Raw genomic sequence first — 14,278 nt, forward strand, 5'->3', positions numbered from 1 at the left:
ACAGAGGTCTATGGTAGAAGAGTCCAGTGCGTAGACAGTATCAGGAATATCCAGTGCGTTGTCATCGTCACGATAGAGCAAGCGGGCTTTACGGATAAGGTGCTGTGCGAAATCCGCGTAGTCTACCGCGTCAATCAACTTTGAACTACCGCGACAATCAAGATTGAACTCTGGGGATGGTGTCTGAAACGGAAGGAGGGCGTAGCCCGACTGGAGTTTCAGACACCATCCCGGGGGAAGAATTTCCTTCAGTGTTCGTCGCTGATTTGGTAAAGCCTTCTGTTCATTTTCTTTGAACAGGAGGTCTCAATGCCAGGTCAACACATAACGGATGAACAAAGGAGGAAGTTCATGAAACTCATCACCGAAGAAGAACTCACGGTAGAAACTGCTGCTGCCAAGTTGGGCTTCGGCCGCACATCAGGCTTTCAGATCAAAAAAGAGCTTAAGACCCAAGCTAAAAAGGAGAAAAAGCCCAGAGGGAGGCGTCGTCCGGACCCTCTTGAATCTATCTGGGACTCCCAGGTGCTTCCTATTCTTCGCAATTCCCCCGGAATAAGGCCCTCCGCGGTGTTCTACGAGCTTCTGCGCAACAATCCAGAGCTTTCGCCGGGGATTCGCCGCACCCTTGAGAGGCGCATAAGGGACTGGAGAGCGGAGTTCGGCCCCGATAAAGATGTCATCTTCCGCCAGAACAAGGAAGCGGGACACCTGGGCATCTCGGATTTTACCAGGATGAGAGATGCCGGGGTCACAATCAAGAGAAGGCCGTTTGACCACCGGCTCTATCACTTCCGGCTTCCGTGGTCAGGCTTTGTCTACGCAATCGTGGTGGAGGGAGGAGAGAGCTTCACTGCGTTCTCCCAGGGGCTCCAGGGTGCTCTTCAGACTCTGGGCGGAGCTCCCGCGGAGAACCGTACCGACTCACTCTCGGCGGCGTTTCGCAACCTTACAAAGGATCAGGCAAAGGACATGACCAGAAGATATGAGGAGCTTTGCGCCCATTACGGCATGGAAGCTACGAGAAACAACAGGGGCGAAGCGCATGAGAACGGAGCAATAGAGGGAGCCCACGGTCATCTTAAAAAGGAGATAGCTGACGCTGTCTTGCTTCGGGGGTCCTCGGACTTTGTGGATATAGAGGAGTATAGAGACTTCATCGCAGAGGTTGTCTCGAACATAAATGCCCGCAGAGTGGAGCGCATAGAGGCCGAGAGACGGACTCTCAGACCCCTTCCCTCGAATTCCGCGCCCTGGTATGAGCGTCACAGTGTGGTGGTGACCTCATCAGGCGGCTTTCTGCTAAAAGGAGTGTTCTACACCGTTCCCTCGCGCCTTATAGGGCACCGTCTCGACGTTCGTCTCCATGATTCAGGCATTGAGCTGTACTTCGGGGGCCGTCATCAGCTGACGTTGCCGAGGAAGCGCAGAGACGGCGATAAGACCATTCACTGCGTCAGCTACCATCACGTGATTCACAGTCTCAAGAAAAAGCCCGGAGCGTTTATGAATCTGGTGTACCGAGACGAGCTGTTTCCAAGGGAGGAGTACAAGCGGTGCTTTGAGCTTGCGCTTTGTGTTGTGGGGCGTCTAGGGGCTTGCAGGATGATCGTGAAGCTTCTCGCGCTGGCCCATGAGCAAAGCTGCGAAGAGCAGCTGGCCATGGCCATGAGAGACAGTCTGAATTCCGGAAAACTGCCCGACATGGACACACTCGAGGAGCGTTTTGTTATGAAAGCGGGGCCGATGAGGGAAGTAGACGTCCAGGCGGGGGATCTTTCAAGCTATACGCCGCTGTTTGGAGTTATTGAAGAAAAAGGAGGAAAGAAATGAACGACAAACAAAACACAAGAATCGATTCTGTGGGACTTACCCTGATGTTCTCCGAACTCAGGATGCCTGCCATAAAGAACACCTGGGAACAGTTCGCAGAGAGGGCTGACAAGGAGGGGTGGCCGGCGGGGAGACTGCTCTGGGCCCTTGCCGAACTCGAACTTGCGGAGCGAGGGCGCAGGAGAATACAGCGCCACCTCGCCGAGGCTCATCTGATAGCGGGCAAGAGCCTTGACAGCTTCGACTTCTCCGTGGTCCCCACAATATCCCCCTCAAGGGTAAGAGCGCTTGCTTCAAATGATTCGTGGCTCAAAGGAGGTCACAACGTGATAATCTTCGGACCTCCGGGGGCGGGGAAGAGCCATCTTGCTTCAGCCATAGGGCTTGCGCTTGTGGAAGGGGGCAAAAGGGTTATGTTCACCCGTACCACGGACCTTGTGCAGAGACTCCAGATGGCCCACAGAGAGCTTCGTCTGGAGAATGTGCTTGAGCGCCTCAACCGTTATGACCTGCTGATTCTCGATGATCTTGCGTACGTACGCAAGGATCGAGACGAAACCAGGGTGCTGTTTGAACTCATATCGAACCGTTATGAAAGCAGATCGCTGCTTATTACTGCGAACCAGCCCTTTGAGGAATGGAAAAACGTGTTTCCTGACGAAAATACGGCTGTGGCGGCTGTGGACAGGCTTGTGCATCACTGCGTAATCCTTGAAATGAACGTAGAGAGCTACAGGTTGCGTCATGCTATGGAGAAAAAAAAGGAGGAAGTGAAGAAAAAACGAGGGAGGCCCGCGAAATACGCTACCGAGAACAACTCGAAGGGTCCGACCTCGAAAACTGAGAATTGATATCTGTCAGATATGCCGGTATCGTCTCACAATCAGCGACACACAGAGTTCAATCCTGATTGTCGCAACAGTTCAATCTTGATTGTCGCGCTATATAGATTTGCCAGTTGCGAACTTTGTTTGCATTGGCAAGGGTGTTACGTGATACGGAACCTTTGATTCCTATATGGTAGAGTCGTGCTTGTTGGGCCCGGAGGCATGATTCTACATCACGAAGGCTTTCTCTGCAGGTAAGCTGGGCAAAGGCCATGCAGCGATACTGCTCCGCGCAGAAGAATGATTTGACTTTATGATTGCCGTTGTAACGTTTTACGTATCTGTGGAAGGTGTCCCACGGAAGATGATCCATGAGCTGAGAGAAAACCAGTTTCCCCGTGTACACGATATCTGCCTCCTGTTATGCTGATAGATACAGGTATCATGGGAAAACAGATTTTGGACTTCAAGTCAGACGCATCTATTAATGGCTGTTTTGTCGCTGTAATCAAGTGGTTACAATACACTCAACTCAAAACGTTGGGACAGTAGTGAATTATCCTGAATTCTCAACTATAGGGAGTGAAGTTACATCCAAGATGAGTTTCATTCCATATTTCCGTGCTTTTTCGCAGCAAGTCAAGCAGTTTTGTCATCATTGATGTTTTGAAGAAGGAAGACATTTCTGCAGCAATTCCCACTAACTGCCAATAATGTTGAGATTTTTCGACCATGTTGAAAAACCCTTTAGAATAAAGGGGATACAGGTTTTACCTTCGTACATTTTGCCCTTGAAAACAGGGTGAAAGCTTACGAAAATGCAACATCAGAAGCTTCAAAAAATCTAAAAATATCAGTAAAATACAAAACTAGTGGGAATTCCTGACATTTCTGTGAGTTCGGCTTATGTTCACGGTGTGCTTAAGGATGCGGGGATTGGGAAGCTTGCGCGAAGATCCCTTGATCCTGAATTCCCAACTGCAGAAATTGACATGACACTTTGAGGAGGGGGTCAGAGATATTCCTCAGACCTTCATCGATTAGGTCCTTTTCTGAATCCGCCATAACAAGACCTCCTATGCATTAATAATCAGTTTCCTCATCTCCGTGGAGGCGGACAACAGTGGATCTATTGAATTTGTTACCTTTGAAAGCAGTATTGCTCCTTCTATCTGAGAGATGAGCAATTTTGCTACATTTTCAGGGTCGACATCTTCTTTAAAGAAGCCCCGCCCCACTCCCTCTTCAAGGCAGAGTTGAAACGCCTTATGCCATTCCGTGAAGAAATGGTTCAAAGCTGAGCGGAAGTTCTTGTTTGAGCTTTGTTCCAAGGCCAAGTTCCCGAAAAAGCAACCTGCGTATAAATCTTCGGAGAACAGAGAGGTTTGAAGAGAAATTGCTTTTTCGTAGAAGCTGTCGAGACGTTCAAGGGGATTCAGGCGACGGTTGAGGAGAGTTTTTGTCAGCATCTTGTCCCTGAACGTCAAACTTGTTTTTCTGATTGTTGCCAGCGCCAGCGCCTCTTTGCTGGAGAAGTAGTAGTAGAAATTACTTCTGCAGACCCCGGACTCTTTCATTATCATGTCGATTGACGTTCCCTCGTAGCCGTGGAGGTGAAACAGCCGGCTGGCAATCTGTATCAGTTTATCTTTATTGTTCATAATCTTAAAAAAAGGGTGGTATGAGACAAGAAAAGGTTACAGATAGAAGCAACAATTCTGCCGACCCCTTAAGCACAGCCCCTTATCCTAAACAAGTATCTCTTGCAACGCAATACTTTTTCTGAGAACTAAAAAAGTTAATAGGATTATTCAGTTCTAATTTATGGGCACTTCTAAAAATACCCTCATATTCCAGTTAGACTTCAAGCAGGGAGAGATTCCCAGAGAGTGGAAGAAAAGCGCGCTCAGAAGGATACCGACACGAGATGGACAAAGAAGCGGGGGGCGAGTTATTACGAAAAGACATGCGATACAAAATCCCCCTGACCTCGAAACCTCCCATGCGTCCCGGTCCTTTTACGGAGGAGCTTCAACCTGCACAGCGGATATTCCGTTATTGTCCGGCGTTTTTCCCTGAACACGCATCCTGTCGCCTTCTCCGGGAAACCGTAACAAGCAGCAGACAGGATATGATCAGAAGCAGGTTAAACGCGGCGCTAAACGGCCCGCTTCCACCCGCTCCATCAGAAGCAACCGAACACCCCCCCCCACCGCTTTCTTCCTCCTCCATAACCGGAGGTTCGGGAATCTTAACGAAAACCCCGAAAAGGGACGGCAGAGATGATGTGTCCCCGCACACGCATTCCACACCGTTAACCGTATCCATTCTCGACCCTGAAACAGGTCCCCATCTCCCGCTCTCGTAACGGTAAAGCCCGGGCATTGACTCCTCGCCATCCACATCGTCAACCGTCTCTATGTTTGACATCGAAAAAGACCCCGAACCCTCTTCCTGGTAACGGTAAAGATAAGACGCTGACTCCCCGCCGTCCTCCGGGGCGGGCAGACACACCGTCACGGTCTCACCCTCCCCAAGCATGTATTCATCAAGACCGACTTCCGCCACAAACCCTTCAAGACTGAGTCCTTCGGGCAGTTCTTCTTCCGAAGGAACGCTTAGATCAATGGTAACAGTCTCGACACTCCCAACAAGGGAGGAAGGAAGAATGATTGACGGCACGTCATCCGGTGGCCCTTCACCCTCGGGGACGCTTAACTCTATTGCAGTATACTTTCCATCCTCTCTACTGATCACGACCAAGCTTGTATCCACGCAGCCAGGACTTATGGCCAATCCTTCCTCCCCCCTGTCTTCTTGCAGACCCTCACAGTCGGATTCCGGTGGCGGTGGTGGTGGCGGTGGCGGCGGTAGTGGCGGTGGTGGCGGTAGTGACGGCGTCGAGGTGGTTCCGCTAAGCTGGTTGTTGTCGAGCCACAACCTCGTAAGTCTGGTCAGGCTCCCAAGCTCAGGCGGGATGGTTCCGCTAAGCTGGTTGTTGCGGAGATCCAACGCCTTAAGCTGGGTCAGGCTCCCAAGCTCAGGCGGGATGGTTCCGCTAAGCTTGTTGTTCTCGAGCCACAACCACGTAAGTCTGGTCAGGCTCCCAAGCTCAGGCGGGATGGTTCCGACAAGATTGTTGCTGCCGAGCAACAAATGCGAAAGGTAGTTGGTCAGGCTCCCAAGCTCAGGCGGGATGGTTCCGCTAAGCTGGTTGTTCTCGAGATGCAAATACCAAAGCTGGGTCAGGTTCCCAAGCTCAGGCGGGATGGTTCCGCTAAGCTGGTTGTTCTCGAGATGCAAATACCAAAGCTGGGTCAGGTTCCCAAGCTCAGGCGGGATGGTTCCGCTAAGCTGGTTGTTCTCGAGATGCAAATACCAAAGCTGGGCCAGGCTTCCAAGCTCAGGCGGGATAGTTCCACTAAGCTGGTTGTTCTCGAGATGCAACGAGCTAAGGCTGGTCAGGCTCCCAAGCTCAGACGGGATGGTTCCGCTAAGCTGGTTGTGGCTGAGATGCAAATCCTCAAGCTGGGCCAGGCTCCCAAGCTCAGACGGGATGGTTCCGCTAAGCTTGTTGCGGTTGAGACACAGAGCAATGACTGCAGAACCTTGAGCAATAACTCCATGCCAGCTGTCTAGATTGCTGGTACCCCAATTGCATTTTTTGGTCCAGTTCGGACCTCCCGCGTTGCAATAAAACCTCTTAAGCACATCCGCATCGGTAGCATTCGAGGATGGAAATCTAAATGTACTACAGTCTATCTGCGCCTGTGCGTCTGTACTACACTGTGCGTCTGTACTACACCGCGCCTGCGCGTCTCCCGAGAGCAGTGAAAACGCAAACACAAAAAAGACCAAAACAAGAACTTTGCCCGAGACGGAAAAAGAATGTCTTATTCTTCCGCTGACGCGGGCCGCGCCGCGAAGCAACGCGCGCGGACTAAATGGAGGGATGCCGGAATCATCTGAAAATTCATTTCTCTTCACAATCACTCTCATAAAGACACCTCTAAAAAGGGCCGGCAGGAGGCATTCACGAGGAGGTGTAACAACAGTAGGAATCCAACTGACCCCTTTTGTCTATTCCTTTTCCTGAGTGAAAAACCTCTCTATTTTGCGCACCATGTCCGGTCCGGCTTCATCATCGAACGCGTTTGAATCTATCCTTATTCCCTGGAGGGCAACGCAGGGACCCTTCTTGTAAGTATCCTTGTCTACCCTCGCTATGATGTAATGAACCATTCTGTCAATCAATAAAAAAAAATTCCATGACAAGACCTCCGTGTTTAGTAATAAGGGACCGGAAGTGTTAGTAATCACAATAAGCCGGCATAGGTAAGAAGACAAGACTTTTTTCGACTTCCAAAAAGTTAATTGGACCGGTTAATTCTAAATTAGAACTGACCTATAACCAGATTGCCACGGCAGTTATCACTTCCCCGGTTTCGGGGTCAAACGCCAAACCGTGCTTTTTCAGCATGCGAATCCACCGAGGCGCGTTGCGTGCAACTATCAAAGCCTCGTAATCCAGTACCCTCGTAGTAATAAGGCTTCATGTCCCTGAGTACAGCGTAAACGATTCGCAGCAACTTGTGGGCAGAAGCCACAATTGCCCTTTTGTACCCCCGCCTTATCGATAGAAAGTGAACCATAAAGGTGGAACGGCAAGGCTTTTGTCTACCCGTGAGCATCCAGAAAAGAACACAGACTGACCAGCGGTATTGTGTCGGTTTCAGAATAAGGACAAAAAACTATCATGTTTGACACTCAGGGTCGCAAAATCCGTAAGTCTTGATTCTCGCAACAACATGGAATGCCTCTGCTGAACAGAACCCGGCTACTTGGTCTCCGTTCGAGACAGTTCTTACAGCATCAACATAACCTCAAACACAAGCCTGCCGTCTTCTCCGGGAAACCGCAACAACAAGACAGGATATGATCAGAAGCAGGTTAAACGCGGCGCTTCGCGACCCGCTTCCACCCGCTCCATCAGAAACAACCGAACATCCCCCACCGCTTTCTTCCTCCTCCATAACCGGAGGTTCGGGAATCTTAACGAAAACCCCGAAAAAAGACGGCAGAGACGATGTGTCCCCGCACACGCATTCCACACCGTTAACCGCATCCATTCTTGATCCTGAAACAGATCCCCAGCTCCCCTCTCGCGGTCGTAACGGTAAAGCCCGGGCATTGACTCCTCGCCACCCGCATCGTCAACCGTCTCTATGTTTGACATCGAAAAAGACCCCGAACCCTCTTTCTGGTAACGGTAAATATAAGACGCTGACTCCCCGCCGTCCTCCGAAACGGGCAGACACACCGTCACAGTCTCACCCTCCCCAAGCGTGTATTCATCAAGACCGACTTCCGCCACAAACCCTTCAAGACTGAGTCCTTCGGGCAGTTCTTCTTCCGAAGGAACGCTTAGATCAATGGTAACAGTCTCGACACTCCCAACAAGGGAGGAAGGAAGAATGATTGACGGCACGTCATCCGGTGGCCCTTCACCCTCGGGGACGCTTAACTCTATTGCAGTATACTTTCCATCCTCTCTACTGATCACGATCAAGCTTGTATCCACGCAGCCAGGCCTTATGGCCAATCCATCCTCCCCCCTGTCTTCTTGCAGACCCTCACAGTCGGATTCCGGCGGTGGTGGTGGCGGCGGTGGTGGCGGCGGCGGCGGTGGCGGCGGCAATGTACATCCACTGATAAACCTAATACCCTTAAACCACTTACTGAACTCCGGGTTGTCCTTCGGCTCGCTCACCCCTGTGCACTCTACGTTGAGTGTCTCAAGACCAGACAGTTCCATAAGCCCTACCGGAAGCTCTCCGGTAAGACCGCGGTTCCCTGAAAGATTCAACCACGTAAGGCTGCCCAGGCTTCCAAACTCAGACGGTATGCTTCCATCCAGGTTGTTGCTGTTGAGTTCCAACTTAGTGACCTTAGTGGGGTCTTCTGTATCAACAATAACCCCATACCAGCTGTCCAGGTCGCTGGCACCCCAGTTGTCTGTGTTTGTCCATGAGCTGCCTTTCGTGTCGCAATAGAGCTTCGTAAGCACATCCGCATCGGTAGGATTCGAGGATGGAAATGTAAATGAATCACAGTCTATCTGCGGTTGCTGCGCCCGCGCATCTCCCGCGAGAAGAAAAAACGCAAACGCAAAAAAGATAAGAACAAAGACTACACCCGAGGCGGGAAAAGAATCTCTTATTCTTCCGCTGACGCGGGCCGCGCCGCGAAGCAACACACGCGGACTAAATGGGGAGGGGGGTGCTGGGATCATCTGAAAATTCATTTCTCTTCATAATCACGCTCATAACTTCATCATCCCGAAATAAAGAACAAAGTGCTGCGTAGCACACTTTTAGCAGTTTTACCAGTACCTGTAGAGGTTTCAAATTTGAGCGGTTTTTGTATAAAACCTAGATTTGTTTTATAATGGTATCATTGTATTGAGAACTCAGACTTCGGAGCAAAAACCTCTCTATTCAAGGATAAACCCCAATGGATGCAATTGTTGATCTGTTTACCAAGGGTGGAATATATATTTTCCCCCTGATTTTATGTTCCATATTTGGACTTGCGATTTTTCTTCAGAAGCTTCATCTCCTTCAGAGGAAAAAGCTTCTCCCCGAGGAATTTCTTTCAAACCTATACAAGACTGTCGAGACAAAGGGGCTTGAAGAAGCAAAAGCCCTTTCCGCATCAAACGATTCCGCGGTAGCCAAAATGGCTCTCGCGGCCGCGCAAAACTCAGGCAAATCGAAGGCGGAAATGCACGAAGCCATTGAGGCAGTCGGAAAAACCGAGGCGCAGGGTCTTGAAAAATATATTGAGACTCTGCTTACCATAAGCAGTATAAGCACCCTTATCGGGCTTCTCGGAACGATATCCGGCATGATAAAGGTGTTCGCCGTCATATCGGAGAAGGATATAGTGGATCCGCCTTCACTCGCGGGAGGCATCTCGGAAGCCCTTTATACTACGGCCCTGGGACTCACGATAGCGATCCCGGCGCTCATAGCCTACAAGTACACCGATGGGAAATTCAGGGAGATAATCTCCGAGCTTGAAGATGAAGGCAAGAAAATACTCGAAGCTTTCTCCGCGAAGGCATCCCTATGAGATTCACACAGAGAAAAGATTCCAGAAGATCCGGCATAGATCTCGCCCCTATAGTTGACGTGGTCTTTAACCTCCTTATCTTCTTTGCTCTTACGCTCAATTTCGCCATATCGAGCGGCATAAAAGTCAACCTCCCGAAAGCAACCGGCGAAATCGTTGAGATAAAAGACGTAAACATACACATTTCCAAAGACGGAAAAGTTTACTTCAACGACGTGCTTATGCGCTCCGCCAACTCCCTGAAGCGGGAGTTTCAGAAGATACCCAACAAAGATACCCTGGTAATAATAAGGGCGGACTCCCAAGCTATGCACGGCCCGGTGGTAAGCACCATGGATCTGGCAAAGACCCAGGGGTTCTCGAAAATAGCAATCGGAGTTGAACCGAAGCGATAAAACTTCCCTGTAATCGCTTCCCCGGCAACCCTGACGGTAACAAGTAAAATTGAATTCAACGAAAAGCGCCTTAGCCTCGCTTACAGACCTCATAACAAGATTCTTCATCCTCTGGATAATTCTGTTCTCAGCCGTAGCATACTTTTTCCCCTCCGTTTTCCGGGATCTCGGATTCCTCATAGTGCCCATGCTCGCGGTGATAATGTTCGCCATGGGCATAACGCTCAGAACGGATGACTTCAGAAGAGTTTTTTCAAGACCGCTTGAGATCCTGACAGGCGTTTTCACTCAATACGCCGTGATGCCTCTTTTGGGTTTTCTCCTTGTCCTTGCCTTCGATACACCTCCCCTTGTCGCCGCGGGGGTCGTTCTCGTAGGTTCATGCCCCGGAGGAACGGCGTCAAACGTGATCACCTATCTGGCAAGGGGCGATCTCGCGCTTTCCGTAACTCTGACTTCGGTCTCGACGCTCCTTTGCCCGTTTTTCCTGCCAGCGCTCATGTACGTTTACGCGGGAAGATGGATAGATGTTCCGGTCGCCGATCTTTTTATCTCCGCGCTTCAGATAGTACTGCTGCCGATCCTGCTCGGAGTGGTATTGAGGAAGCTGCTCGGGAGAAAATCAGAGGCCGTCCTGCCCTTTCTGCCCTCAGTATCGTCTCTTGTTATAGCTTTTGTGGTGGGAATAATAGTGGCTCTGAACGCGGAGTCCATAAAAACCATCGGCGCGGTGGTTTTCCTCATAGTAATAATCCATAACGCCCTCGGTCTCACATGCGGTTATCTTATAGCGAAGGCAATGGGTTTCGGAGAAAGCAGCGCCAGGGCGATATCCGTTGAGGTGGGAATGCAGAACTCGGGGCTCGCGGCAGCTCTTTCCCAGATACATTTCGGCTATCTCTCGGCCCTTCCCGCCGCGCTTTTCAGCATCTGGCACAATATCTCGGGCGCAGCTATAGCCTGGTTATGGAGAACCAGAAAGATTAAAGATTAATGAACAAAACCGATAAAAAGGAAAAACTTCCCATAAAGGGCTATCTCTTTCTGATAGCCACCGCTTTTTTCACGGCGCTTTCCTACGCAATAGGTAAGGCGCTTGAGCGAAGCGACCTTCACCCCGAGACCACCACTTTTTTCTGGTTCTTCGGGGCCTTTGTGGTCGCCTTAATCCTGTTCCCCTTTCTTCACTCGCAGAGAAAGGAACTCAGAAGAATCCGGGAGTACCGCGCCATTTTCATCTGGAGTTCCATTATAACCTCGGCGGGGGCCGCCTTGTGGATGGTTGCGCTCTGGACGATCGGGCCGGCCCTTACCTCGTTCCTGATGAAGGCACAGACGCTCTTCGCGCTTCTGCTCGGCATAATCTTTCTCGGTGAAAGGCTCAACAAGGGGGAGAGCGTAGGAATAGCCATGACGGTGGCCGGCGGAGCGGTGGTCGCCTACCAGAGAGAGGATTATCTAATTTTCGGAACCGCCATGGCCCTCGGGGCCGCGTTCTTATATTCCTTTCTGTCTTTCATGGTAAAGAAAATAGCGCAGAATCTGAACATGCTCACAGTGGCGACGCTAAGAACCCTGGGAGTCTCCATAGTACTTTTCATTTACCTAATACTCACCGGGACATTTGAGCCTCCAAGCCTGAAACAGGCACTCGTGATGGCATGCGGAGGTGCGTGCGGAGCGTATATAGCAAAAGGAAGCCAGTTTCACGCCATAAAGCTTCTCGACATCTCACGAACAACCGCCGTCATGCCGATGGAATCGATCTTCGTGCTGATCCTCGCGCATGTTTTCTTCGACGACCTGCCGTCGGTTACCAAACTTCTCGGCGGAGCGTCAATAATCGTCGGGGTCGTCTTCCTCGTGCTTTTCCGGGGACAGAAAAACGACATTCTCGGCAAGTGAATCCTAGCCGGAACCGGAGAAATCCGTTCTGAGTTCCCTTCTCATCCGATGCCTCTGCTCGGCCAGTTCAACAAGCATCTCGAGCATCTCCCCAACGCAAAGCCCGCTTGCCTCCCAGAGTTTCGGATACATGCTTATGGGAGTAAACCCGGGAATTGTGTTTATCTCGCTTACAAACACCTGGTCCGTATCAGCGTCAACCAGAAAATCCACCCTCGCCATACCGGTGCAGCAAAGAGCAGCATAGGAAGCAAGAGCGAGGGTTCTGATCCTCTCCTGAGTCTCGGGGTCGAGGTCGCATGGAATCCGGAATTGCGTTGACTCGTCGTGGTACTTCTTTTGGTAATCGTAAAAGCCTCCTTCCACGACCAGTTCTCCCGGAACCGACGCCTGCGGATCCTGATTCCCTATTACGCTTACCTCAATTTCCCTTAGATTCTTCACGGCCCTCTCAACGATCACCCTCTCAGAAAAATCAAAAGAGGCCTCCACCGCTTCGGCAATTGCCTCAGGAGAATCCACCCTTGAAACTCCCACGCTTGAACCCAGGTTTGAGGATTTAACAAAGCAGGGAAATCCTATTTCGTCTTCTATGCGGCGGAGAACTGCTTCCTTGTTGCTTTGCCAGTCTGTTCCCGAGAAACCGAAAAACGGGACAACCGGGATACCGTTATCCCTGAGGATTGCCTTTGAGACTATTTTGTCAATGCAGAGCGAAGATCCAAGCAGGTCCACTCCCACGCAGGGAACACCCATAAGATCGATAAGACCCTGTACCGATCCGTCCTCGCCGAAGGTTCCGTGAAGAACGGGGAAAACGGCGTCCACGGAAAAAATCTCCTTTATCTCTCCGTTGACTATTTCAGCGAAACGACCGGGGGGAGAGCCGTAGAGCATGGGGACGATCTCGGAGTCGGGAACCACGGCCGGAGGATGCCCTTCCTGCCAATTCTCAAGAACGGCCCTCTGCCATCTGCCATCTTTCGAGATTAAGAGCGGCAGCAGAGAAAATTTTGAAGGATCGAGGTTGCTGATGATAAATTTTGATGAAACAAGCGACACTTCATGCTCAACCGAAACACCGCCGAAAAGAACCGCTATCGTTTTTCTGCTCAAGTTGTAACCCCCGGCATGCTTTAAGGAAAAGATTTCATGGAAAACTCTGAAAAAATAAGGGAATTACATACATAAATAAAAACATGATTCTTTATAGATTACACAAGCACAAAAAATCTTGTTCAGACATGATTTGGATATCTACACCCCTTTTAATCAATTCTTCTGCTTTCCTGTGTTTAGAACTCTTCTCGTATCCCCCTAGTTTTCTTTCATCTTGAATTCCCACAACAAGAATTGTGACATTGCGACTAACGGAATTAACCACATCGCAACCGACGGTGCTTGCAATATCTGCAAGTTGATGCCTCGGAATGCTTGCCGAACCAGTAAACACCACGACCTCACCGTATAATGCCCCGTCTTCATTTCCCTTTCTCTTAATCGACCTCTTTTGTCTAGGGAAAATTGGTTTTTTTGATAACGAAAACCAATCATTTATGTTTGTATTCGTAGATTTTAAAACATTCTTTACAATAATTGCACAGGCTTTAGCATCCTCCAGTGCGTCATGATGGTTAAATTGAATACCTAGGTCGCTTGCAACGTTCTCAAGTCCATATCCCCGCTTTCCATAACGGTCAGGATACGCTCTCCGAACCATTTTTGCACTATCAAGATAAGAGGTTTTGCATGGCTCAAGACCATAGCGAAGAAAGCTTTGCTCCAAAGCAACTCGGTCAAAAGAAGTGTGGCTAACTACAATGGAATCTGATAAGTGTTTTTTTAGGGTTGGATATACTTCAAAAAAAGTGGGAGAATTTTCAACCATAAGGTCATCAATCCCATGTATGTCAATATTCCAAGGATCGAACCAATCTTCCGGGTTAATTAGGGATTCCCATTCTCCCGCTATTTTTCCACCTTCAACACAAACAATGCCAATTTGACAAATACTATCACGACTTGCATTGGCTGTTTCTATATCTAAAACTTTATACATAATTACCTTTTCCGTGTTTATAATGCCATATCATCAATTGTCTGGAATCAAAACTACGTGTTGGAGTAGTTAGTGTCTGTCAGAAAACCCCTTTCTCCGTCGATTTTCCGACAGAATTCCAGACG

The 14,278-nt window shown here is 49.8% G+C and carries 12 protein-coding genes and 2 pseudogenes; 6 read left to right on the forward strand and 8 right to left on the reverse strand.

The window, feature by feature from the left end:
• Positions 1 to 120 (reverse strand): annotated as a pseudogene (locus tag OXG10_07140) (IS4 family transposase).
• A gap of 189 nt (positions 121 to 309) precedes the next feature.
• Between OXG10_07140 and istA the strand changes: the two are divergent.
• Positions 310 to 1,833 (forward strand): IS21 family transposase, encoded by a 1,524-nt coding sequence (gene istA, locus OXG10_07145; GenBank protein MCY3827133.1) that lies wholly within the window; start codon positions 310 to 312, stop codon positions 1,831 to 1,833.
• Positions 1,830 to 2,684: an IS21-like element helper ATPase IstB gene (gene istB, locus OXG10_07150; protein MCY3827134.1), complete on the forward strand. Its 855-nt coding sequence runs from the start codon at positions 1,830 to 1,832 to the stop codon at positions 2,682 to 2,684. The genes istA and istB overlap by 4 nt, the downstream gene beginning before the upstream one ends.
• A gap of 94 nt (positions 2,685 to 2,778) precedes the next feature.
• Here istB and OXG10_07155 read toward each other — a convergent pair.
• The 5 genes and pseudogenes from OXG10_07155 to OXG10_07175 form a co-directional block, all read right to left on the reverse strand.
• Positions 2,779 to 3,066, reverse strand: a pseudogene (locus OXG10_07155) (DUF4372 domain-containing protein).
• A gap of 670 nt (positions 3,067 to 3,736) precedes the next feature.
• Positions 3,737 to 4,321: a TetR family transcriptional regulator C-terminal domain-containing protein gene (locus OXG10_07160; protein MCY3827135.1), complete on the reverse strand. Its 585-nt coding sequence runs from the start codon at positions 4,319 to 4,321 to the stop codon at positions 3,737 to 3,739.
• Positions 4,322 to 4,715: 394 nt separating this feature from the next.
• Positions 4,716 to 6,647 carry a hypothetical protein gene (locus OXG10_07165; GenBank protein ID MCY3827136.1) on the reverse strand — a complete coding sequence of 644 codons (1,932 nt, stop codon included), beginning with the start codon at positions 6,645 to 6,647 and terminating at the stop codon, positions 4,716 to 4,718.
• Between the two features lie 93 nt (positions 6,648 to 6,740).
• Entirely contained in the window at positions 6,741 to 6,914 is a 174-nt protein-coding gene (locus OXG10_07170; GenBank protein ID MCY3827137.1) for a hypothetical protein, read from the reverse strand.
• Between the two features lie 685 nt (positions 6,915 to 7,599).
• Positions 7,600 to 8,952 (reverse strand): leucine-rich repeat domain-containing protein, encoded by a 1,353-nt coding sequence (locus tag OXG10_07175; protein ID MCY3827138.1) that lies wholly within the window; start codon positions 8,950 to 8,952, stop codon positions 7,600 to 7,602.
• Between the two features lie 221 nt (positions 8,953 to 9,173).
• Between OXG10_07175 and OXG10_07180 the strand changes: the two genes are divergently transcribed.
• The 4 genes from OXG10_07180 to OXG10_07195 are packed head-to-tail and all read left to right on the forward strand — an operon-like array spanning position 9,174 to position 12,094.
• Entirely contained in the window at positions 9,174 to 9,794 is a 621-nt protein-coding gene (locus OXG10_07180; protein MCY3827139.1) for a MotA/TolQ/ExbB proton channel family protein, read from the forward strand.
• A complete protein-coding gene (locus OXG10_07185) occupies positions 9,791 to 10,189 on the forward strand; it encodes a biopolymer transporter ExbD (protein ID MCY3827140.1) in 399 nt (132 codons plus the stop codon). Before OXG10_07180 ends, OXG10_07185 begins: the two co-directional genes overlap by 4 nt.
• A 49-nt stretch (positions 10,190 to 10,238) precedes the next feature.
• A complete protein-coding gene (locus OXG10_07190) occupies positions 10,239 to 11,183 on the forward strand; it encodes a bile acid:sodium symporter family protein (protein MCY3827141.1) in 945 nt (314 codons plus the stop codon).
• Positions 11,183 to 12,094, forward strand: coding sequence for a DMT family transporter (locus tag OXG10_07195; protein ID MCY3827142.1), 912 nt, complete (start codon positions 11,183 to 11,185; stop codon positions 12,092 to 12,094). The genes OXG10_07190 and OXG10_07195 overlap by 1 nt, the downstream gene beginning before the upstream one ends.
• Positions 12,095 to 12,097: 3 nt before the next feature.
• Here the strand turns inward: OXG10_07195 and OXG10_07200 are convergent, their stop codons facing one another.
• Positions 12,098 to 13,210 (reverse strand): D-alanine--D-alanine ligase, encoded by a 1,113-nt coding sequence (locus OXG10_07200; protein ID MCY3827143.1) that lies wholly within the window; start codon positions 13,208 to 13,210, stop codon positions 12,098 to 12,100.
• Positions 13,211 to 13,301: 91 nt separating this feature from the next.
• The gene (locus OXG10_07205) at positions 13,302 to 14,153 is read right to left on the reverse strand and encodes an exonuclease domain-containing protein (protein MCY3827144.1); all 852 of its coding nucleotides are present in this window, start codon (positions 14,151 to 14,153) and stop codon (positions 13,302 to 13,304) included.
• Positions 14,154 to 14,278: the final 125 nt, after the last annotated feature.

It is taken from the genome of Candidatus Dadabacteria bacterium (genome assembly GCA_026706695.1).
Classification (GTDB): Bacteria; Desulfobacterota_D; UBA1144; order Nemesobacterales; family Nemesobacteraceae; genus Nemesobacter.